Below are 22452 nucleotides of genomic sequence, written 5' to 3' on the forward strand. Positions count from 1 at the left end.
AGGTTTCTAGCACCTTGCAATGAGTTGATTTAGTAATTTGTTCACCCTTATGTTCACCCTAGAGATTATTGATGGCTTTTTCGTAATATAAAACAGCCTCTTTTTCTTTGTCTTTGGATAGGTGACTGTATTTGTCCATAGTCATGGCTAGAGTTGCATGACCCAAGCGATATTGTAATTCTTTATAACTGATACCCGCATTCAGCAGTAAACTAGCGTGAGTATGACGGAAAGCATGAAAGGTAAAGCGAGGGCAACCACATTCTTTCAATCGCCTAGTCAGAGCACCCTGCCTTATTGTCATGTCTTGGTATTCCCTTGTAGGCGTTGCAAATACCACAAGCGGAGCACTCTCTCCGATTTCAAGATATAACAATCTTTGCCTATTCTTGTATAGCCGTAACATATTGCAAGTCTTTTTATCAATGCTGATTACTCTGATACCTGCTTTACTCTTTGGAGTGCCTACCAGGTCAACGAATTTACTGTAATTCTTATTTATGCTAACGGTACCATTTTCCAGATCAATGTCAGACCATTCTAAAGCTACCGCTTCACCAAAACGACAACCAGTTGCCAGTAATAAGCTATATAAAACAAAGTCAAAATAATAAACATAGCCATCAACAGACCTTTTTTCCATATGACTCATGAACTTCTTTATGTGTTCGGGTGCTATAAATTTAATAGCCTTGTCTTCACGCTTTTGAGCCTTTGGCATGATGACTTCTCTAGCTGGATTGAAAGGCAAGAGCTGGAGTGATACACCATACTGCAAAATCCTACGATTTAAAGAATGGACGTTGCCAAAATGAACAAAAGTTGCTGAGAGTTTATTGAGATGTCTTTGTATTTGGGGCAGAGTTATCTTATCAAGCTTCATAGACCCAAATTCTGATATCAGATGATTATGGACAATTCTTTTTGTCAGTAGAAAACTTTGGGGCTTTACTGTTAATCTATAATTGTCTAACCATAACTCAGCCAATTCTTGATAGGTTTTTACCTCTACTTTCTTTTTGACGGTTGACCCATTTTTGACAAACTCAATAGGTGCATATTTTGCTTTCTGCTTCACCTCTTTCTTTGTCCTACCCGTCACGCTGGTTTTTACCTTTTTGCCAGTAATGACATCTACCCCCAGATAGACATTGGCACGGTAAACAATGCTACCGTCTTTTTTTATTGCTTCAGTAATTTTCATGATCATAAACCTTTCTATCATCAGCAGGCAAGCGATTAAAAGGGATTTAGGTTTATATCATGCAACAAGATTGTTAATAGTCTAGGTAAATTACTTTTCCAAGGTCTGTAAAACAAAAATAGAGCCAACTAGTAATCTAGCTGACCCTGTTTTTTAAAGAATTCCCTTAATTATGCACGCATAATTCATAGGGCACCGAACTCAATCGGTCTTACACTTTAAAATATAATATCAGCATTTCTATAAAATGTCAAAAATATATAAGTGAATGCTAGGGGTGCTTATTTTTTATACTGGTACTTGTTACTTAAAACTACTCAAAACTACTTAAAACTACTTAAAACTACTTAAAACTACTCAAAACTACTCAAAACTACTTAAAACTACTTAAAACTACTTAAAACTACTTAAAACTACTTAAAACTACTCAAAACTACTCAAAACTATGATTGAAGCTGTAATATTGGGTAGGGTCTTTAGGGCTTGCACCATGCCAGGTAAGTAATCCTTCATTAGTTAATTTTTTCAACAATGATGTAGCATATGGTCTACTTTTCCCAATAAAACTAGCTACTTCTACTGAAGTAATTTTGCCAGAGTTATGTGCTAAATGTAAGATATGTTTCTCATGTTCTGTCAAGTCAGCAAATTTTTCTGAAGATATTTGATTTCTTATTTTGTCAGTGATTCGAACCTGTCTATTAAGGATATTATTTTCTAGTAAAAGTAAAACGCTAGATTTATTAGGTTCTGAATACTGTGGTTTATTTAGGAAGAACGAAGCCATTTCTGTATAGATACGCTTAACGCCCTCGTTCATTTCTTTCACCCAACCAAACTCTGCAAGTATCCTAGCTATTTTAGGATTTCTAGAAAATCGTTCATTAAGTATGTTTTCAATTGTCACAATATTTGGAAGCACGCCTGGACTTTTAATTTCTAAGTGGTCGTCGAAAATTGTTACAGTGATATGCTGACCACGTATAGAATAGTTTCTATGAGTAAGGGCATTAACAATTCCCTCAAACCAAGCAAATTCAGGATATTCTGGCATTGTTTCAAAAGTACCATTATGAGATAAGTATTGGAAATCACGTAACTGGTCTTTAATGTAGTCTCGACTTTCCGTAATTATTTTAGGGATAGCTTGGTCAAATGTTTTTTCTTTTATAAGGTTAAAAGAACGTCCAACCATCGCCTCATTATTATCATATTTCAGGACACGTAAGCGAGCTTGTGGGAGAAATGCTGAAGGATTCTCACCAAAAAGAAGAATTGCAGCATTTGTTAATTTACCCCCCTGAAGAAGCCCTCGACTTCTTAGAACTTGCTCGGTAGAAATATTTGGCAATCCGATTTTATCTTTATAACTTTGGATTAAGTCAAGGTCTATATCATCAATCGTTGCCCCTTCTGCTATCTCATCTTCAAAGTATCGTTGCCCTTTATCATACGTGAGTTGAAGGCGTTGCTCATGACTTAAAGGAACAGATTTATCTGCTTGTCTGAGGAAAACCTCATCATTGGTAGATACAATAACACGGTCAACTGAAGGATTTACTGAAATCAGTAAAACATAATCTTCCTCACCTTTAGAGTTTATAACCTGAATAACTCTATCTGAAAATGATATAGGAGTTTGTCTGAGTTGATATGGGACGCTTTGAAACTCTTCTATAGGTTTGGCTCCTGAACGAGAGAAACCTGTAACCTCTCCATCGTCTTCTATACCGACAACAAGGTGACCGCCTTCAGCATTAGCAAATGCAATGAGATGCCTTAAAATATCTTTGGGTTGAATACGAGCACTTTTACGGTCAAAGTATTGTCCTTCAGACGCAGATTTTAAATAATTAATATCTAATATTTTTTCCATACTTTCCCTTTCTATTGTTTATTTCAAGAAAACTCATTTTAACAAAAGACCACTTTTGTCAATAATTCCTCCTGTTTCTTTTTTAATTATTGACAAAATAGCGTTTTTGACAATAATTGTTCCTAATCATAATTCTGTTTCTTATCAAAATGGCTGAAATGCTCACAATGTTTCTTGTCTGATAGTCCTGTTGCATCGCTACCTATACTTGTCTAGACAACTTTCAAAGTGATATTCTCAAGATAGCTCTATCTTAGAGTAATCTATACAATCAGAAATTTTAGGCATGTCCTTTATCCGCTCTGTTCATGTATTTTCATAGAAATGAGTAATTAATCAACTAATACTTTAATTTTTTGACGAATTTCCGGAACAATATCAACGGTTGTATAAAGTAAAGACTGCACCTTTCCTAACTTCATAAAATCTTCTGCGGTTATAGCTCCAATATCTATTAACTTAAATGCCAAATCATTAAGATATTCGGCATACTCAAAAAAATTATCTCGTTCTTCCACCAGCATATCGAGAGGGCCAGTTGCAATTTTTAATTTCATTTTTAAGAGTTGACTTTCACTAATACCTTTAAGCTTAGCTACTTCATCTAGCCCGTCATAGATTAGGTTTTTTTCCTCGCTATAGCCCAACAAATATCCAACAGGGACACCAAAATACTCTGCTAATTTTTGAGCTTTATCTGGTTTGATAGCGTGTTTATTGTTTTCCCAATTAGAAATTGTCATCTTTGAAACAAGCTTCTCGCCTTTTTTCAAATTCTTATTTAATTCAAAAGCTAATTCATCCTGAGTTAGCTTTTTTTCTTGTCTTAAGTCTCTAAGCCTATTTTCTATAGTATCTCTCATTGTTATTACCTCAACATGATTATAACTGGATATTTTTCTTTTGTAAAGTTTTTTTATATTTCCCATTGACAAGTAAAGTTATTTTTTATAAAATATCATCAAGTAAAGAAAAACTTTACAAACATAACAAAAGGAAGGAGGAAAGAAAAATGCTTATTACCTCAAACCAAGCAAAAGCAATCCGTAGAAAACAGGCTGATTTAATGCTGACTAACCAGATTGCTTCAAAGCAAATTGGTATCAATCCGATTACTTATCGTAAGGTTATCAATGGTGGTGAAGTAAAAAAGAGTATCTACCAAAAAGTTATGGAATGGCTAGTAGAAGACTACTAATCTAGATGTTACCTAATTTGGTAATCCCTAAATAAGTCATTATTTATAGCCAAAAGCTTTTACTTGCTACCTATGGCAGTATCAAGAGGCTTGTTGCTTTTTCCCCTTATTTGTTCAAACCCTCTTTGGTACTGCTCTAGGTGGCAAGTACAGAAAAATACACAGAAAGGAAAACTATGGAACTAGTTTATATGGACGGACGGAAAGAGCCGTACACCACTAGCGAGATTATCGCAGAGTGTGCAGAGGTGCAACATCACACTATTACACGCTTAATCAGAGAACACAAGGTAGATTTTGAAAATTTAGGAAAGGTTGGATTTCAAATCCAAGCTATGACTAGTGGCCAACATTCAAAAAACTATAAAGTTAAATATAAATAAAATTATATCCGTAGCAAAGGATATTCTACAACAGGTATGAACTTACTTGGAAATCAGGTTATTCTTGAAAAACCTATGAATTTACTAACCTTATACTTTTAGAAAAAGGATAAGTGCAAAATCCCCAGTTGACACAAGTTGTCACGGTAATACGATGACATCACATAGTTATCGTATTTTTATTTTATCTCTCAGCAATCAAAAAAGCGTAGCTGATCACTACGCTAGTCCTGCCTGCTGAACTCGTAAAATTTTTAGGTTGTCAAACATTGATTTGATAACCTTTTTTCGTTGTGAAATTTGTTCACTTTTTTGTTCACCCTTGGAAGAGTTCTAAGGAAATCTAGCACAATACTATTTTTCAAAAAACCAGTAAAATCAATAGTTAGGGAGCCTTAGAGACATATAAAGAAAACTGTTACTTATAAAGCCATGTTTCGCCATTCTATTTCCTCTTTTCTATATAGTCTTTTAGTTTACTTTTAGTACTAGGCAACGAGCTGTAGGCTGTACTGAAGTACGGCAAAGCGAGTTAACGACGTAATAAAAGAAAAACTAAATGACGATAAATTCCAATAAATTTATTTCTCGACCATATTTGACGGAAGCCCGCTTGTCTTTCTCCAAAATGGACTTGGTTAAGTCTAATTGATTTACTGCTGCTAAGGCTACAGCATAGTGAATAACGTCAGCTAATTCTTCTGCCAAACGAGCAGAGCTGTCGCCTTCGCTATCCATCATCTTGCGGCCTGCACGTTGATTCAGTAGCTCTGCCACTTCACCAATTTCTTCCACCAATTTCATAAAGAGACTTTGCTCGGGAACTGTCGTCCCATAGTGGTCACGCAAGTATTCTTCCAAAACACTCACCGGCAACTCCGTCATCTTCGTTTCTCTCCAAATCCCAAAATTGTAGTATAATGATTATACCATAAATGTACTGAAAGGAAGCCTATGCCAGCCAATCTCGCCCTTCGTATGCGGCCCAAATCCATTGATGACGTCATCGGTCAGGAACACCTGGTCGGTCCTGGAAAGATTATCCGTCGCATGATCGATGCCAATATGCTGTCGTCCATGATTCTCTACGGTCCGCCAGGGATTGGCAAGACCTCGATTGCCTCTGCAATTGCTGGCACAACCAAGCATGCCTTTCGGACCTTTAATGCTACGACCGACAACCAAAAACGCCTGCAGGAGATTGCCGAAGAAGCCAAGTTTTCTGGTGGTCTGGTTCTCATGCTCGATGAAATCCACCGCCTCAACAAGACCAAGCAGGACTTCCTGCTCCCTCTTTTGGAAAACGGAAATATCATCATGATTGGGGCAACGACGGAAAATCCATTTTTCTCTATTTTACCCGCCATTCGCAGTCGGGTGCAGATTTTTGAATTACAACCCTTGAAAACCAGCCACATCCGACAGGCCTTGGAACTAGCTCTGACAGACAGCGAACGCGGATTTGACTTCCCTGTCACCATTGAGCCTGAGGCTCTGGACTTCCTAGCAAACGCAACCAATGGTGACCTACGAGCTGCTTACAATTCGCTAGAACTGGCTGTACTTTCTACCAAGGAAAGCGAGGGCAGTCGCCACATTGACCTAGACGCTGTGGAAAATAGCCTGCAGAAATCCTACATCAGCATGGACAAGAACGGCGATGCCCACTACGATATCCTCTCCGCCCTACAAAAATCCATTCGGGGTAGCGATGTCAATGCTAGCCTCCACTACGCCGCTCGTTTGATTGAAGCTGAAGACCTGCCTAGTCTGGCCCGTCGCTTGACGGTCATTGCCTACGAAGACATCGGCTTGGCCAATCCAGAGGCTCAGATTCATACGGTGACCGCCCTTGAAGCTGCCCAGAAAATCGGCTTTCCAGAGGCACGGATTTTGATTGCCAATGTAGTAGTCGATTTGGCCCTTTCTCCCAAGTCCAATTCTGCCTATCTGGCTATGGATGCAGCTCTGGCTGATTTACGGAAAAACGGCCATCTGCCCATTCCAAATCATCTGCGGGACGGTCATTATGCTGGCAGCAAGGAGCTGGGAAATGCCATTGGTTACCAGTATCCCCATGCCTATCCTGAAAAATGGGTGTACCAGCAATACCTGCCCGATAAGTTACTGGCTGCGGACTACTTCACCGCCAACGACACCGGAAAATACGAGCGTGCCTTGGGCATGACCCAAGAAAAAATCAAGCAACTAAAACAAAACAAGAAAAAAAGTTGATAACGTTTTCATTTTTTGCCGATTTTCTCTTGATTTTTTTTTAAAATGTGGTAATATTAAATCATAAATAAGAACTGCTGTGGTATACGAATTCATACCTATGTGTTGACCGACTATTTTTGTATTACTAGGGAGACAAAGATCTTTTGGCAGTATGCAGGCTGGTACACCCAGAAGCAACTAAGTCAGAAACACGTCACCCACCTGCTTCTAGCGTGCGGGATCAATACAATTCATGAATAACCGGTACCAATACAGCATTTTTATTTTGCCCTTCCTTAGCTCAGCTGGCAGAGCAGCGGACTCTTAATCCGTGGGTCGTAGGTTCGATCCCTACAGGGAGGATTGGTTGATATGAGGAAAGTCTTGATTTATCAAGGCTTTTTCTTGTTTTGTTTATCAATATACTCTAACACAAAGAAAAAGAGGCTGGGCAAAAACTAGCCACTCATATATAAAAAAAGCGAGCAATTCCAATTAGGAGTTGCTCGTTTTCCATTTCATGCTTTATAATTATAATAACGACAAAACAACTAGAAAGGCATGAAAATGTATAAACAATAGAGCCCGCATTTATGCCAAACGCAAGGTGGATGTCGAACCTGTATTTGATAGGATGAAGGGTGTTTTTGGCGTGCGCAGAGTGCATGTCAGAGGTCAAAAGGTGGTTGAAACTGAGATAGAATTCCTCCTAATGTGCATGAATTTAACAAAATTGGCTAAGAAATTAGCCCAAGATAATAGGGATAAAAATAAAAAACACAAATAGTTCGGCTAGATTTCATCAAAATTAGCTTGAATCTATCTGTGTTTTTTATTTACTGGCTAGTTTTTGCCCAACCTCTTCAATTTATTAGCTTCCATACCAGGCAATGCCTTCATAACGCCAGCCGCGTGTTGAAAGGATATCTATTTCTACTTCATTTGTGGTGTAGAGGTGTTTCTTAACCCCTTCGTGATAAAGACGATAAATTTCTTTATCCCCTTTGGAACGATAAGCTATACCTTCTTGGTTCCAGCCTCGACTGACTAAAACAGCAAATTCATTCACATCACGTGTGTATAGATGAACTTTTAATCCAGGATGATAGAGACGAAAAACAGGTTCTCCCTCCGTATTGTGTGATAACCATGCAACTCCCTCCTGCTCCCAACCTCGTGTAGCTAATACATTGTATTCATTGCTATCCTGAGTATAAAGATGGACTTTAAGATTTGGATTGTATAGGCGGTAAACCTCTGTACTTAGGGGATTCTCTGTTACTATAATATGAGTCTTAACATAATCAGGTACGACAGTGGGATAAATTCCAGCATTAACACGCACAATTCCATGCTTATCAAGTTCCGCTTCAAATTCTGGGCTTTCATTGTACTCAGATCGACCATGAACCCATAAGGTGACTTGACCAGGTCCGATAGTCTCCCAATTCCCTTTCTCATCTATGCTTATTACACCAAAATCGCTCAACTTATACTTAAAAGCATACTCAAAATCTTTAAATATACTATTTTGATTCGGACGAATCTGTCCTGAATCTCCAACAACTAAATTTCCCTTTGGAATTGTATTCCTATCAAAATATATTTCAGAAGGAAGATAGTCATAGGTCTGTTCATTGGCAAAAATAGATGTTGCATTCATCGGCGATAATCCTACTAAGGAAAAAATTCCTACTAGCAATAAAATAATTGTTCTTAATTTCATATTTATTTCTCCTGCCTTATTCAACATTCCATGCAACGCCTTCTTGCTTCCAACCATGTGTGCTTAAGACATTGTACTCATTTTTATCTGATGTATAGAGGTGAACTTTTAGTCCTGAATTATACAAACGATAAACTGGGCGCTTACCAGAAGAATGGAAGATAACACCCTCATATATCCAATCACGGCCACTTAAAATATCTACTTCGTTCTTATCTTTTGTATATAGATGGTATTTCAAACCATCATTATATAGGCGGTATGTTGGTACAGAGGCTGATATACCATCACCAGTCTTTCTATTATGAAGTGCAACATCAATCAAGCGCATCGCATCCTGATCAATTTTTCTACCCGTATTAGCACCATACTTTTGTAAATATTCTTCTGTGTATCCACCTTCTATTTTAGGCTCAGCGACATTGATTGCGACAATTCGATTTTGTCTATCCAGTACTGGACCCCCACTATTTCCAGAGAGCGTATCATTTTGATAACCTATTATCTTTCCATCAATACTTTTAACTTTTCCTCCTGATTTGTGCATAACCACTCCTCTATCCTGAGGATAACCAATAACTGTGATATCATCGTTAATAGCTAAGATAGAGGTTACTGGGAGAAAACCTACAGAAGCAATCGAACTATCCAAAGTCACTACTGCAATATCTTCATTAGCTTTTGTACGTGTATAACCTAATGTAGCATCATCTAAATAACTAGTAAAAAAATGATAGGTAGAACCAGTAAACTTATTGTACGGATATTTATTACCATTTTATGCAGGAGCAACCATTATTTGGTCATACGTCTCATTTGTTCTAAAGTCTCGAACTACATGAGCTGCTGTCAATACCTTGTTTGGAGCAATCATAACACCACTTCCATTCCAAGTGGCCAAACCATTTACTACTTTATATACAGCTACAACTTTTCTATATGGATTTACTGTGGTATTTTCAATAGGAATCATATTATCTGAACCGAAAATCATAGTTGGAGCATTTGAACCGTCAACTTCATTAGTATCAGATACTCTCACAGAAGATTCCATTGAAGAAGGCGTTGTCTCCGAAAGAGATTCTACAGCATCGTTCTCAATCAATGACCTCCTTGAACTTGATTCTAGCCCCTGCTCACTTTCTTCTACTGTAACTTCCCAAACAACTGAAATCTCATTAACATATAGTTCAACTGGATTTATGACTAACTCTTCTTCAAATTCCTTCAAATGTTCACTAGATTCATTAGGAAAACTTGGATAAACCTTCGTTATTCCAGCTTTATGAGCTGTCCAATTACCTTGGCTATCAAACGAAAGAATAGAGGAATCCTCCACTTTCATATCAAAAGAATAGTTGAAATCTTTTAAGGGGGAATCTTGAGGACGACGAATTTGCCCACTTTCGCCAACCTTTAATGTTAGACGAAAAGTACCTTCTTCATACTCTGATCCTCCTTGACTTTCAAACTTAGATATACTCTATGTAGCATAAACTGGCTGACTGCTTGTTAAAGGTGATAAATTTTCCGATTCTACTATGATTGTGCCAATTAACAATATTAAAAACGCAATACTTCTCATTATCTTATAATGCATAGGTACCTCCATGTATCATCCCTTTGTTTATTCAAATGTTTGGTCTGCCAACGTATTTATTTATACTCTATCAATCCACCTCTCGAATCCTTTATAATAACATTATAACATATAAAAAATAAAAAGAAAGCGTTCTCTAATCTCGGTGTGCTTACAAAAGGAGGCTGAACAAATGCCTCCAATCGCCGAAGTAATGAAAGAGAAACTAAATGACAATCAAAACCACTAGTCAAACTGGCGGTTTGTTCTGCGGCTATAAGCCGCTTGATCCGGCCAGGGCCAAAGGCCCACTGAAATAGCTTCCTCGCGCACCACTTTCCCGATCAGGTGCTAAAGCACCATCAGTTTTTTTCCTGTTGGTTTCCCCTGTAAATGGGGCAACCGTTTCAAACAAAGTGAGCTGGTCCGCTACCCTATCTTCTTGTAATTGGTTCTGTATGTATTTTGCTATCACTTTTTGATTGTGTCCTACCATATCCACATAGTAGCCTCTACACCAAAACTTTCTATTCCCATAACTAACATGTGGATGTGATCAGGGCAAGCATTAGCTTCATGGATAGTGACGCCTTTTCGTTCACACAAATCTCGGATAATCTTTCCGATACTAGCCTCTTACTTGCCGTAAATGATTTGACGACGATATTTAGGCGCAAAAACTAGATGATATTTACAATTCCAGCGAGTATGTGATAAACTTTCATTATCCTCTCTCATGAGGTACCTCCTATTTGATGTGATGTAGTGGCGGGGAAACCACTTCTATCTTATCACTTTGGAAGGATTTTTTAATACCTCGCTAGAAGCTCTACTGAACCACTAGCATAGCTAGTGGTTTTCAGGGGACAATAGGCCCGTACATGAAAACTGTGCGGGTCATTTTTGTAATTTATCCCATAAAATCACTCGATTTTCCTGCAATGACTGCTGGACATCAATAATGCGTTGGTTGGAAGAGCCCCTAAATTGCAACATGAGGTTGCGTTTGCTTTTGTCATAGCGACCATCTACGAGAATGTCCAACTGGCTGAGCAGTTCTAATTTGTCTGGCGTTTCCAGCATCAATTCTTCCCATGTGTAGCCTGTCCAGGACCAAATGTCCTTGTCTGGCAATTCCGTCCGAACCCGCTTGACGAGAGGGAGGACGGTCCCTGTATTGAGAAAGGGCTCTCCGCCCAAGAGGGTCAGCCCCTGCACATAGGGTTGGGCCAAGTCTGCTAAGATGCGGTCTTCCAGTTCCTTGGTGTAGGGAATGCCGGCCTTGAAGGACCAGGTGGCAACGTTGTAGCAGCCTGGACAGTGAAAGAGGCAGCCGCTGACATAGAGGGAGCAGCGAACGCCTTCACCGTCCACAAAGTTAAAGGCCTTGTAGTCCATAATCCGTCCCTGGCTGAGTTCTTCACTCTTCCACTCACCTGGCTTGGGATTGTTCCAAGTCTGCTCTTGCATTACTGCCTCCTTTCTCATCCAATCCAGTAACGCTCTACTCCTTCTCTGATATCTTCTAATACACCACCACAAGCCACAATCGTTTTGCGACTAGCCTCATTATCTGTCGAGCAGGTCACTAGGACTTTGGAAATATTTTTACTAGCCGCCTCCTGCAAACCAAGTCGAAGTTGGTCCTTGGCATAGCCCTTGCCACGCTCCGTCGGGCGAATGGAATATCCGATGTGACCGCCTTTATTGAGCAGGAAATCGTTGAGCCGTAGGCGTAGACTGAGAAAGCCAAGTGCTCGACCAGTCTGGTCAAATGATACATACTGAATAGAGGGAACAAAACCTTCTGGCAGGTTGATGCCTGCCTCATAGTCTTGATTTCTCAAAATCCAGTCTTCAAAGTCCACATCTTTGGAGATAAAGCCACCGTCCATAGCAGAGCCTGCTGCTTCAAACTCCGCTAGCATACCCAAAACCGTTTCCTTATCTGCTAGTGTTGGTCGTCGCAATTCCATACTATCCTCCATATTGTCTTTTAAAAAAATCGCTGATGATGTCAATATCCAGTCCTAAATCCTGTATAATTTCTGCCTTGTGGAAATCGTCGTAATTGTCCTTGCCACTCCAAACAAAAGAATTGGTCACAATCTGATAGACCCTATCTGACTCAACAGCTCTGCCATTGACCAAAAGATCCTCACCGTCTGGGACAATGCCCCACATCTGAGGATGGAGGCCTGTCTTGAGGCTAGCCACCAAATCGCTGCCCTTGATAGCAACCAGTAAGACGCGCTTAGAAAAGGGCAGGACCTTGACCAAGTCCGAATAAAAGATTGGTCCCGCCGACAAGGAAGCCCGAATGCCGAAACCGTTGATGACCGCACCGTCCGCCTGCAAGCCCAGCTGGCCAGCTCGCTCAAAAAGAGCCTGACAGATGACAGGAGCTAGACTGGACACGCCTTGACGAATGCTCTCTCGCTCCCCGTCTAGTGCCTGCGGCAGAGTCGCTATCGGTTGGGAAAAAGCTGCGTCCCGTTCCGACCTCATCTGATCGATAATGGCCTTGACTCCCCTGTCTTCCTCGGTCAGTTGCTCCACCTCAATCAAGTCATAGGCCAGCACCTCATGTCGCCCGTCTGCAAAACACCGCAGGGACAGATGTCCGACAAAGCGACCGTATTGACCTGCCTGGCAAATGCTGACGCCGCCTACTTGAGTTGGTTCTTTCAAGATTGTGTGAGTATGCCCACCCAAAATCACATTGACTTCTGGAAAGTCCTGGGCCAAGGCAAGGTCTTCATCGTAGCCCATGTGACTGAGTAAAACCAGATGAGCCTGAGAATTGGCCTTCATAATCTGGTCCACCAGTCGTCGAAGAGCCTTCCGAGGATCCTCAAAAAGCACCTTATCCGTCGGTGATGCAACCTCCTGGGTTTCCAAGGTGGTCAAACCGAGAACATAGAGAGGCTTTCCATTCATATCAAACTCGAGAACATCCTCCAGCGGCACCAATTCATCCGCCACCTCACCATCACGGTAACGAAGATTGGAGGACACAATCGGAAAGGCCGCAAAGTCATCCAAGCGACTGAGCAGTTCATCTCCGTGGTCAAATTCATGATTGCCCAAGGTCATAGCCTGACAACCAACTTGATTCATTAGCTCGATTTCCTTGACCCCTCGGTACATATTGAAAAAGATATTGCCCGAAAACAGATCCCCGCTATCAAAGACAAAGGTCGGAATACCTTTTTGCTCATTTCGAGCTCGAATATCCGCAATCAGTTGTGCTTTCTTTGGAAAATTCTCCATGTAAGAATGCATATCATTAGTATGGAGAATGCTGATATCTGTAAAGTCCATACTATTTCTTCTTATTTTTCGCTTGCTTGAGCAATTCCTGCACACGCGACTTCTTGTCCTGCTTCACATTGGAATGCTTCTCGTGATAGCGTGCCACCAAGGCCTTGCCCTTATCGTCTAATTGGTATTTTCCCATTATTTTCTCCTTTTTTGAACATAGCAGAGCTATTACATTTTTCTCCCTATTATAACAAACTTCCGTAGTTCCTCAAAACCACGGAAGCCCTCATGTCCTTCTTTATAAACTAGACCCATTCATGTTTTTGACACGGGAAATAATTTCCTTGTGGCGTCCGTTGACCATGGGTCTGGCCTGCGGATTGCCTAGGTAACCACAGGTCCGCTTGACCACATCAACTGTTTTAGGGTCGCTATTGCCACAGTTTGGACACTTGAAACCACGCTCCGTTGGCTCAAAATCCCCTTCAAAATCACAGGCATAGCAATGGTCAATCGGGGTATTGGTCCCCAGATAGCCTACACGGTCATAGGCATAGTCCCAAACAGCCTCCAAGGCCTTGGGATTTTGTTGCAAAACAGGATATTCGCAGTAGTGGATAAAGCCACCGCTGGCACCTGCCTCCACATAGACCTTTTCAAAATCTAGTTTTTCAAAGGGAGTCGGATTTTTCCGCACATCATAGTGGAAGGAATTGGTGTAATACTGCTTGTCGGTGATATTTTCCACCAGACCAAACTTCTCCGTATCCATTCGGCAGAAGCGGTCTGTCAGACTTTCAGACGGGGTTGAATAAACAGAGAAATGATAGCCGTATTGGTCAGACCAAGCATCTGTCAATTCCTTCATTCGTTTGATAATGGCAATCGTGAAATCCTTGGCTTCTGGATTGTCCTCCCAGTGACCACCGTAGAAAACTGTTGCGACTTCATAGAGTCCGATATAGCCCAACGAAATGGTCGCTCTGCGATTTTTGAAAACCTCATCCACCGCATCGGTCTTGGCCAGTCGCTTGCCAAAAGCCCCATACTGATACAAAATCGGTGCATTGGCAGGTGTCGCCTCCTTGACCCGCTCCACACGATAAACCAAGGCATCCTTAGCAATGGCCATGCGTTCTGCAAAGATTTCCCAGAATTTGTCCATGTCGCCCGCTGATTCCATAGCAATCCGTGGCAGATTGACGGTCACAACACCCAAGTTCATCCGCCCAGATGTCACATCCTGACCGTTTTCATCCTGCCAACCTTGGAGGAAAGAACGGCAACCCATTGGCACCTTGAAGGAGCCGGTCAACTCAACAATCTTGTCATAAGACAGCATATCTGGGTACATCCGCTTGGTTGCACATTCCACCGCCAGCTGCTTGATGTCATAGTTGGGCGAATCAGGCTCCAAGTTCAAGCCTCGTTTAACTGTAAAAATCAGCTTGGGAAAAATGGCCGTCCGACCTTCCCGTCCCAGACCCTTGATACGAATGTTGAGAATGGCCTTTTGAATCTCCCGTTCAAACCAGGAAATTCCCAAACCAAAACCAAGCGAAGTAAAAGGCGTTTGTCCATTGGAAGTAAAAAGGGTATTGATTTCATACTCCAAGGATTGCATGGCATCGTAGATATCCTTTTGGGTCTTGGCACGGGCGTAGTCTTCCTGTTTGTCTGGCAAGACCCAGTCTTTCGCTTCCTTCAAATGCTTCTGATAATTGAGTTCCGCATAGGGAGCCAAAACCTCATCGATACGGTCAGCCGAGCAACCCCCATACTGGCTAGATGCCACATTGGCAATAATCTGCGAAATCTGTGCCGTAGCCGTCTGAATCGACTTGGGACTTTCCACATCCGCATTACCAATCTTAAAGCCCTGAGCTAACATGCCCTTGAAATCAATCAAGCAGCAGTTGGTCATGGGAGTATAAGGACTATAATCCAAGTCGTGGTAATGAATGTCACCTTTTTGGTGGGCATTAGCTACATGGGCAGGCAAGAGCTTGAGACCGATAGACTTACCAACGATACCTGCCGTCAAATCCCGCTGAGTATTGAAAACATCCGCATCCTTATTGGCATTCTCATTGACCAAGGCCTGATCCTTGCTCAGCAACTTGTGGATTTCAAAGTTAATATCGGTCGCCTGATGACGTCGAAAATCCCGCTGGGTCCGATATTGGATATAGCGCTCTGCTAGCTCATACAAATGAGCCTTGAGCAACTCCTGCTCCACAATGGTCTGAATTTCATAAATCTGAATGTCGTCTGTAAAACGACGACCAATCTCTTGCAGGCTTGCCCCTAAAACCAGCTGCAGACCAGCCTCTGACACAGGGTGTTCCAATTCCTGATTGGCCCGCGAAAGAGCAGAAAAAATCTTTTGCTCATCAAAGGACACCGTCCGACCGTCCCGTTTCAAGACGACTAAATTCAGTTTTTCTACATCATTTTCTCGCTTCTTCATCTGACTGGCCTCCATTTTTCACTGCTACTAGTGTAACATTTCACAAATTAAAAATCAATATCTTGTGTTAAAAAATATAAAAGTGATAAATTTACACAAAATATAGATTCTATTTCTGAAAAACAAATGAAAACAAGAGCCTATTCTGACTCTTGTTTTCTGGTCCATAAGAAGTACAAATTGATGGCACAGGCCACTAAAATCACAGCAGGCCAAAGCAAGTTGATGACAGGAATTCTGCCAACATTCACCGCAAGAAAGAGGATATTCCACACCACTCCCAAGCTATAGACAATCGTCAAAATAATTTTCATAAAACACTCCAACAAAATGATAGTGCTATTATACTACAAACGACCGTTAATGTCCTTGATTTGCCGCTCCATTTTCCGATGGTTTAGGAAAAATAGCAGAGCGTATACCAAGACAAAGATGAGCCAGAAAAAGAGAAGGGCCCCAAGTTTCACGGGAAACCAGCCAGCCAAAATACCCAGCGGTGTAAAGCCTAAAACCGTGATGCCAAAATGCGTTGCCGTCATTCGCAAAAGGCTCCAGTCCTGTTCAAAAATTTTGTCTGCCAACTGAAACAAAATCCCGATTGCCGCCCAAATGACTACACAAATCAGCATGACAGTTACTTGACTAAAGTTGCTCAGGTAGTAAGCACCCATGGTTGAAAAGGGATTGAGAGGAAGGTAGGTTCCCTGTCCGAAGACAGCTGATGTGATAATGGAGATAATGGTTCCGATAGCGATGCCTAAACTGGCTGATAAGATATATTTTTTCATAGTCCTAACCTTTCTTTGATAACTTTTAGATAGCGACGGGATGAGTAGGTGACTGAGCCATTTTTCATGACCAGTTTGACCAGACCGTTGGCGGTCAGCTTGAGGTGGTCCAGTTGCTTGATGTGAATGATTTCCGACTGGGAGATTTGTAAGAAGTTTGCCGGCAAGTCCTCCTTAACCTGATATAAGCGTAGGTTGGAAGTATAGACATTTTCTACGGTTTCCACTTGCAAGAGCCTATCTTCTAGATATAGCCTGACAATCTCATCATGTTCCACAAGATAAACTTGTTCCCCTTTTTTGACGGTTAGACTGGACCTCTGCTTATCCAAGTTTTGAATATAGGTCATCAAGTGACTAACCTGCTCAGACATAGCCTGTGCTTCAATAGTCACCAAATCTTCCAAAATTTCTGGTGAAATAGCTAATTTTACTTTCATCTTCTCTCCCTTCTCTTTCTGACCCTATTAAACACCATTTCTGTACTGGTTTCAAGGGGTTTTGGCTATGTGGTCGTTTTCCAGCGCTAAACGGCAAAAAAGGGAGTGGGACAAAAATCGGTAACCCGCAGGGTTCGATTTTGTCGTCCCACCCCCGCACAGTTGAGTAGGGCTGTAAAAGCTGATAAAATCAGCTAATTAGAGCCCACTCAACCACTGCGTCAAGTTTAACTATTGAAAAAACAAGGAGGCCAGGACTTTTGTCCAAGCCTCTTCAATCATCTTATAATTTCTTCTTCAACTCCGCCACCGCCATCATGACTTCCATAGGGGTCATATTGTAGACGTCCAGTTTTGCCAGTTCATCGAGGACTGGGTGAGAAGGTGTGTCTGCGAAGAGGTCGAGTTGACCTGACGGCTCTTCCACAACTGTCGGAGCTGGTTTTGCTGGTGCAGTAGGGGCTTGGTTTTCAAGCGTCTGCAAAATCCTGTCCGCCCGCTGCAATAACTCCTCTGGCATTCCCGCAATCTTAGCCACATGAATCCCGTAGGACTTATCGGCTGGGCCTGGAGCAATCTTGTGGAGGAAGGTCACTTGTCCGTCCTCCTCCCAGGTCGATACATGGACATTTTCAAGGCCTGACAGGGTCTGGCTTAGCTCGGTCAACTCGTGGTAGTGGGTAGCAAAGAGGGTCTTGGCCCCAATCTTGTCATGGATGTACTCAATAATAGACTGGGCTAGAGCCATACCATCGTAGGTGGCTGTCCCCCGCCCCAGCTCATCAAAGAGAATGAGCGACTGGTCTGTTGCCAGACGGACTGCCTTGTTGGCCTCCATCATCTCCACCATAAAGGTCGATTGACCGCTGACCAGGTCATCTGCCGCCCCAATACGGGTGAAAATAGCATCAAAGACTGGCAGGGTTGCCTGGTCTGCTGGTACATAGGAACCCATCTGCGCCAAAATGACGATAACCGCCAGCTGACGCATATAGGTCGATTTACCACTCATGTTAGGCCCTGTAATCAGCTGCATGGTCGTCGCCTGATCCAGCTGGATAGAGTTGGGAATATAGGTCTGCTTGCCCATGACCTTCTCGACCACCGCGTGCCGTCCGCACTCAATGTCCAACAGCTTATCCGCATTGAACTGTGGGCAGACCCAGTGTTGCTGCTCCGCGACAACTGCAAAGGCCTGCAAGACATCGATGGTTGCAATGGTCCGAGCCAACTTCTGCAGGCGGCTGATGTATTTTTCAACCTCTTGGCGAATCCGCATGAAAATCTCGTACTCCAAGTTAGACGACTTATCACGCGCCTCCAACATCTGCCCTTCGATCTTAGCCAACTCTTCCGTTCCATAGCGCTCCGAGTTTTTCAAGGTCGCCTTACGGAAAAAATGGTCCGGAACATTGCCCAGATTAGAATTGGTCACATGGAAGTAGTACCCGTCTTTTTTATTGTAATCAATCTTGAGATTGTTGATACCAGACGCTTCACGCTCCTTGGCCTCAATCTCCGCAATCCAGCCCGCCCCCTCACGCATGACCAGACGGTACTGATCCAGCGTTTCGTCAAAGCCCGTACGGATGATATTTCCATCTGTAATAGCCCCTTGGGCTTCTGGGTCAATAGCAGAGCTGATAAGGGCGTGTAGTTCTGGGATTGGATCCAGACCTGCCACCAAGCTAGTCAGAGCAGACTGGTCCATTTGTAGCAAGATATTCTTGATAGCAGGGACATTTCCAAGGGTCTGAGAAAGTTGCAAGAGATCCTTGGGCAAGGTCTTACCAAAGGATACCCGACTGGCCAAGCGTTCGATGTCATAGACACCCTTCAAGGCCTCCACCAAGTCACTCCGCTCAAAGAAGTAATCCAGAAAAACCTGTACCACAGCCTGCCGACTTTCAATCCGCTTGAGGTCAATCAGTGGTCTGTCAATCCAAGCTCGCAAAAGCCGCATACCCATAGCTGTCTTAGTTTCATCCAACAGCCAGTACAAGCTACCATGTTTCTTGCCTGTCCGTCCATTTTCAAGCAAGTCCAGACTGGACTTGGTAGCGTAGTCCATTTGCAGATAGTCCTTGATTTCATAGTGGACCACCTTCTGCAAGTGGCTCAGATCTCGCATTTGAGTTCGATGTAGGTAGCTGAGGAGTTTACCTGCCGCAGCTTTTTCCAAGTCTGTCAGGGAGTTGTCAATCAGCTGGACATCTGCCGTCACCTCATCCTCAAAAGAGAGCAGGAGGTTCATCTGGTTCGAAAAGACCTGCTCTTCTTCCTCCGACAGAGCATAGCCGATAACCAATTCACGCGCCCGCAAGTTACGGATTTCACCGCAAAGACTGGTAAAATCATCTAGGCTAGTCACGAAAAACTGACCGGTTGACACGTCCATGTAAGAAAGAGCAAATTGCACGCCATGACGGTCAATGGTGACCAGGTAGTTGCTGTCGGCTCCCATTTTTGAGGAATCCGTAACTGTACCAGGTGTGATGACTTGCACCACTTCCCGCTTGACCACACCAACTGCCTGCTTAGGATCTTCCATCTGCTCGGCAATGGCTACCTTGTGCCCCAGTTCAACAAGGGTATCAATATACTGCTGGGCTGCATGATAGGGAACACCTGCCATAGGAATGGGATTTTCCGCATTTTTATTCCGACTGGTCAAGGATAGTTCCAAAATCTGTGCAGCCTCTACTGCATCCTCGTAAAACAATTCATAAAAGTCGCCCATGCGAAAGAGCAAAAAAGCATCTGGATAGTTTGCTTTGATATCCAGATACTGCTGCATGCCTGGAGAAATTTTCTCTACTGCCATTCTTCCTCTCAATTCTACTCCAAATAATGATTGATCTCAGCTTCGACCTGCTGGGCTGCCTCTTCATCACGACAGATAACCAACAGCGTATCTGCACCAGCCAAGGTTCCCAAAATAGACGACGGCTTCTCTGCATCAATAATATTAGCCATCAAGGCCGCTTCACCCAAGTCAGAATGAAGAACCAAAATAAAACTCGCTCGCTCAACCTTATAAGCATATTGGGCCAATAATTCAACGAAATTCACTCCCTCTTCTTCAATCACTAAAGAATAGAAGGAACGACCATTCTCATGAATTTTGATGACACCCAATTCACGCAAATCACGGGACAAGGTTGTCTGAGTTACAATAATCCCCTGACTCTCAAGCCTTTTCTGAATATCCGTTTGGCGTCCAATCTTCTCCTGATGAATCATGTTTTTTATCAATTCATGTCGCCCTGCTTTATTCATCATCTTACCTCAGAATGTATATTTATAAAAATATTATAACACTTTTCACCGCTATTGGCCTAGAAATATGATAAAATAGAATCAATAACGTTGGAGGAAATCCTATATGAATCAAAAACAAGTGATTGCAGAAAGACTAGCTGCCATCCTTCCGAGTTTGGAAGTAGAAGCTATCTACAATCTGCTAGAAAAACCGAAATCATCAGAAATGGGTGACATCGCCTTCCCTGCCTTCTCACTTGCCAAAGTAGAACGAAAGGCTCCACAGGCTATCGCCGCAGACATCGTTGAAAAACTAGACACTACTGGCTTTGAGAAGGTTGTAGCTACCGGTCCTTACGTCAACTTCTTCTTGGACAAGGCTGCTATCTCCCACCAAGTCTTGACAGATGTTATTACTGAAAAAGACCAATACGGTAAACTCAACATCGGTCAAGGACGCAATGTAACCATCGACATGTCTAGCCCAAACATTGCCAAACCATTCTCAGTTGGACATTTGCGTTCAACCGTTATCGGCGATGCCCTTGCCAACATCCACGAAAAACTAGGCTACAAGCCAATCCGTATCAACCACTTGGGTGACTGGGGCAAACAATTTGGTATGTTGATTGTTGCCTACAAACTCTGGGGTGACAAGGCTGCGGTCGAAGCCGACCCAATCTCAGAACTTCTTAAACTCTATGTCCGTATCAATGCTGAGGCAGAAGAAAAACCTGAGTTGGACGACGAAGCACGCCAATGGTTCAAAAAATTGGAAGATGGCGACCCAGAAGCGCATGAATTGTGGCAATGGTTCCGTGATGAGAGCTTGGTCGAATTTAACCGCATCTACGACAAACTTGATGTAACATTCGACAGCTATAACGGCGAAGCCTTCTACAACGATAAGATGGACGAAGGTATCCAAATCTTAGAAGAAAAAGGACTTCTTCAAGAGTCTAAAGGTGCCAAAATCGTTGACCTTGAAAGCTACAATCTTCCACCAGCCCTTATCATGAAGACAGATGGCGCTACCCTCTACATCACGCGCGATATGGCAACAGCTATGTACCGCAAGCGCACCTATGACTTCGTGAAAAGCATCTATGTCGTTGGTCAGGAGCAAATCAACCACTTCAAACAGCTCAAGGCCGTTTTGAAAGAAATGGATTTCGACTGGAGCGACGATATGACCCATATCACCTTCGGTCTGGTTACCAAGGACAAGAAAAAGCTCTCTACTCGTAAAGGAAACATCATCCTGCTCGAGCCAACACTTGACGAAGCTATTTCACGCGCCCTTACTCAAATCGAAGCTAAAAACCCTGACCTTGAAAACAAGGAAGAAGTGGCGCACGCAGTTGGTGTCGGCGCTGTGAAGTTCTACGACCTCAAAACCGACCGTGACAACGGCTACGACTTCGACTTGGAAGCTATGGTTTCCTTCGAGGGTGAAACAGGTCCTTATGTACAATACGCATACGCCCGCATCCAGTCTATCCTACGCAAGGCAAACTTTGTACCAAACGCAGAAAATGACTACAAGCTAGCTGACGCAGAAAGCTGGGACATCATCAAGCACATCCAAAACTTCTCAAACCTTGTTGAACGTGCCGGTGATAAATTTGACCCATCACTTATCGCCAAATACGCTATTAACCTAGCTCAAGCCTTCAACAAATACTACGCTCACACGCGTATCTTGGATGAAAGCCCAGAGCGTGACAGCCGTTTGGCTCTTGCCTACACAACTGGTGTCGTCCTTAAAGAAGCCCTACGTCTGCTCGGCGTAAAAGCACCAGAAAAAATGTAATAACATTCTATCCTCAATCTTACTGGTTGAGGATTTTTCCTTGTTGACGACTAATATGCTCCAGGAAATAAATAAAAATTCTCAAAATTATCAGACAAGTGCGAATAGATGTAGCGAGGGGGAGTAAGAACCTGTATGCACAGTTCAGCACGTTCACCTAAGGCTAGTTTTCCAGCTACTCATCGTTCGTTTTTTTCAAAATACAGTCAGTATTCCCTCAAAAAACTGCCTTG

The 22452-nt window shown here is 42.5% G+C and carries 20 protein-coding genes, 1 tRNA gene, 1 other RNA gene and 4 pseudogenes; 7 read left to right on the forward strand and 19 right to left on the reverse strand.

The window, feature by feature from the left end:
• Nucleotides 1–58 precede the first annotated feature (58 nt).
• The 3 genes from C1G53_RS10755 to C1G53_RS10765 all read right to left on the reverse strand — a co-directional run bounded on the left by C1G53_RS10755 (nt 59) and on the right by C1G53_RS10765 (nt 3943).
• Nucleotides 59–1204 carry a tyrosine-type recombinase/integrase gene (locus C1G53_RS10755; protein ID WP_105118676.1) on the reverse strand — a complete coding sequence of 382 codons (1146 nt, stop codon included), beginning with the start codon at nt 1202–1204 and terminating at the stop codon, nt 59–61.
• A gap of 433 nt (nt 1205–1637) precedes the next feature.
• Nucleotides 1638–3080 carry an ATP-binding protein gene (locus tag C1G53_RS10760; protein WP_044763412.1) on the reverse strand — a complete coding sequence of 481 codons (1443 nt, stop codon included), beginning with the start codon at nt 3078–3080 and terminating at the stop codon, nt 1638–1640.
• Nucleotides 3081–3412: 332 nt separating this feature from the next.
• Nucleotides 3413–3943 carry a helix-turn-helix transcriptional regulator gene (locus C1G53_RS10765; RefSeq protein WP_105118654.1) on the reverse strand — a complete coding sequence of 177 codons (531 nt, stop codon included), beginning with the start codon at nt 3941–3943 and terminating at the stop codon, nt 3413–3415.
• Between the two features lie 149 nt (nt 3944–4092).
• On the opposite strand from C1G53_RS10765, the gene C1G53_RS10770 reads away from it, so the two are divergent.
• Together C1G53_RS10770 and C1G53_RS10775 are read left to right on the forward strand one after the other, a co-directional pair.
• Entirely contained in the window at nt 4093–4278 is a 186-nt protein-coding gene (locus C1G53_RS10770; protein ID WP_024403041.1) for a hypothetical protein, read from the forward strand.
• Nucleotides 4279–4454: 176 nt separating this feature from the next.
• Nucleotides 4455–4643 (forward strand): annotated as a pseudogene (locus tag C1G53_RS10775) (hypothetical protein); the annotation flags it as partial.
• Between the two features lie 573 nt (nt 4644–5216).
• On the opposite strand, the gene C1G53_RS10780 reads toward C1G53_RS10775, so the two are convergent.
• On the reverse strand, nt 5217–5546 hold the full coding sequence (locus C1G53_RS10780) for a MazG nucleotide pyrophosphohydrolase domain-containing protein (protein WP_105118656.1): 330 nt from the start codon (nt 5544–5546) through the stop codon (nt 5217–5219).
• Between the two features lie 69 nt (nt 5547–5615).
• Here C1G53_RS10780 and C1G53_RS10785 point away from each other — a divergent pair, with 69 nt between their 5' ends.
• From C1G53_RS10785 to C1G53_RS13695, 4 genes and pseudogenes are all read left to right on the forward strand, one after another.
• Nucleotides 5616–6896 (forward strand): replication-associated recombination protein A, encoded by a 1281-nt coding sequence (locus tag C1G53_RS10785; protein WP_105118657.1) that lies wholly within the window; start codon nt 5616–5618, stop codon nt 6894–6896.
• A gap of 71 nt (nt 6897–6967) precedes the next feature.
• Nucleotides 6968–7161, forward strand: a non-coding RNA gene (gene ssrS / locus C1G53_RS10790) — 6S RNA.
• Nucleotides 7162–7168: 7 nt separating this feature from the next.
• Nucleotides 7169–7241: transfer RNA gene (locus tag C1G53_RS10795), tRNA-Lys, on the forward strand.
• A 220-nt stretch (nt 7242–7461) separates the two neighbouring features.
• Nucleotides 7462–7630: pseudogene (locus C1G53_RS13695) on the forward strand (transposase); the annotation flags it as partial.
• 119 nt (nt 7631–7749) lie between these two features.
• On the opposite strand, the gene C1G53_RS10805 reads toward C1G53_RS13695, so the two are convergent.
• The 15 genes and pseudogenes from C1G53_RS10805 to argR all read right to left on the reverse strand — a co-directional run bounded on the left by C1G53_RS10805 (nt 7750) and on the right by argR (nt 20424).
• Complete coding sequence (locus tag C1G53_RS10805) at nt 7750–8604, reverse strand: hypothetical protein (RefSeq protein ID WP_153046711.1); 855 nt, start codon at nt 8602–8604, stop codon at nt 7750–7752.
• A gap of 16 nt (nt 8605–8620) precedes the next feature.
• Nucleotides 8621–8935, reverse strand: coding sequence for a hypothetical protein (locus C1G53_RS13550; RefSeq protein ID WP_269088009.1), 315 nt, complete (start codon nt 8933–8935; stop codon nt 8621–8623).
• Between the two features lie 105 nt (nt 8936–9040).
• A pseudogene (locus C1G53_RS13555) lies at nt 9041–9274 on the reverse strand (trypsin-like serine peptidase); the annotation flags it as partial.
• Between the two features lie 108 nt (nt 9275–9382).
• Complete coding sequence (locus C1G53_RS10815; RefSeq protein WP_105118660.1) at nt 9383–9949, reverse strand: hypothetical protein; 567 nt, start codon at nt 9947–9949, stop codon at nt 9383–9385.
• Nucleotides 9950–10457: 508 nt separating this feature from the next.
• A pseudogene (gene tnpA, locus C1G53_RS10820) lies at nt 10458–10921 on the reverse strand (IS200/IS605 family transposase).
• Between the two features lie 159 nt (nt 10922–11080).
• Nucleotides 11081–11653, reverse strand: coding sequence for an anaerobic ribonucleoside-triphosphate reductase activating protein (gene nrdG, locus C1G53_RS10825; protein ID WP_105118661.1), 573 nt, complete (start codon nt 11651–11653; stop codon nt 11081–11083).
• A 14-nt stretch (nt 11654–11667) separates the two neighbouring features.
• Nucleotides 11668–12159, reverse strand: a complete 492-nt coding sequence (locus tag C1G53_RS10830) for a GNAT family N-acetyltransferase (RefSeq protein ID WP_105118662.1) — start codon at nt 12157–12159, stop codon at nt 11668–11670.
• A 1-nt stretch (nt 12160) separates the two neighbouring features.
• Entirely contained in the window at nt 12161–13507 is a 1347-nt protein-coding gene (locus tag C1G53_RS10835; RefSeq protein ID WP_105118663.1) for a bifunctional metallophosphatase/5'-nucleotidase, read from the reverse strand.
• 1 nt (nt 13508) lies between these two features.
• Nucleotides 13509–13643, reverse strand: coding sequence for a hypothetical protein (locus tag C1G53_RS13560; RefSeq protein ID WP_105118664.1), 135 nt, complete (start codon nt 13641–13643; stop codon nt 13509–13511).
• A gap of 102 nt (nt 13644–13745) precedes the next feature.
• Complete coding sequence (gene nrdD / locus C1G53_RS10845) at nt 13746–15917, reverse strand: anaerobic ribonucleoside-triphosphate reductase (protein ID WP_105118665.1); 2172 nt, start codon at nt 15915–15917, stop codon at nt 13746–13748.
• A 140-nt stretch (nt 15918–16057) separates the two neighbouring features.
• The gene (locus C1G53_RS13200) at nt 16058–16231 is read right to left on the reverse strand and encodes a hypothetical protein (RefSeq protein WP_009910995.1); all 174 of its coding nucleotides are present in this window, start codon (nt 16229–16231) and stop codon (nt 16058–16060) included.
• A gap of 33 nt (nt 16232–16264) precedes the next feature.
• Nucleotides 16265–16705, reverse strand: a complete 441-nt coding sequence (locus C1G53_RS10855) for a DUF3021 domain-containing protein (protein ID WP_105118666.1) — start codon at nt 16703–16705, stop codon at nt 16265–16267.
• The gene (locus C1G53_RS10860; protein ID WP_044773079.1) at nt 16702–17145 is read right to left on the reverse strand and encodes a LytTR family DNA-binding domain-containing protein; all 444 of its coding nucleotides are present in this window, start codon (nt 17143–17145) and stop codon (nt 16702–16704) included. The genes C1G53_RS10855 and C1G53_RS10860 overlap by 4 nt, the downstream gene beginning before the upstream one ends.
• 283 nt (nt 17146–17428) lie before the next feature.
• Nucleotides 17429–19969, reverse strand: a complete 2541-nt coding sequence (gene mutS, locus C1G53_RS10865; protein ID WP_105118667.1) for a DNA mismatch repair protein MutS — start codon at nt 19967–19969, stop codon at nt 17429–17431.
• 14 nt (nt 19970–19983) lie between these two features.
• Nucleotides 19984–20424, reverse strand: coding sequence for an arginine repressor (argR, locus tag C1G53_RS10870; RefSeq protein ID WP_105118668.1), 441 nt, complete (start codon nt 20422–20424; stop codon nt 19984–19986).
• A gap of 106 nt (nt 20425–20530) precedes the next feature.
• On the opposite strand from argR, the gene argS reads away from it, so the two are divergent.
• Complete coding sequence (gene argS, locus C1G53_RS10875) at nt 20531–22219, forward strand: arginine--tRNA ligase (protein WP_105118669.1); 1689 nt, start codon at nt 20531–20533, stop codon at nt 22217–22219.
• Nucleotides 22220–22452 lie beyond the last annotated feature (233 nt).

This window comes from Streptococcus suis, assembly GCF_002960445.1.
Taxonomy (GTDB): domain Bacteria; phylum Bacillota; class Bacilli; order Lactobacillales; family Streptococcaceae; genus Streptococcus; species Streptococcus hyiners.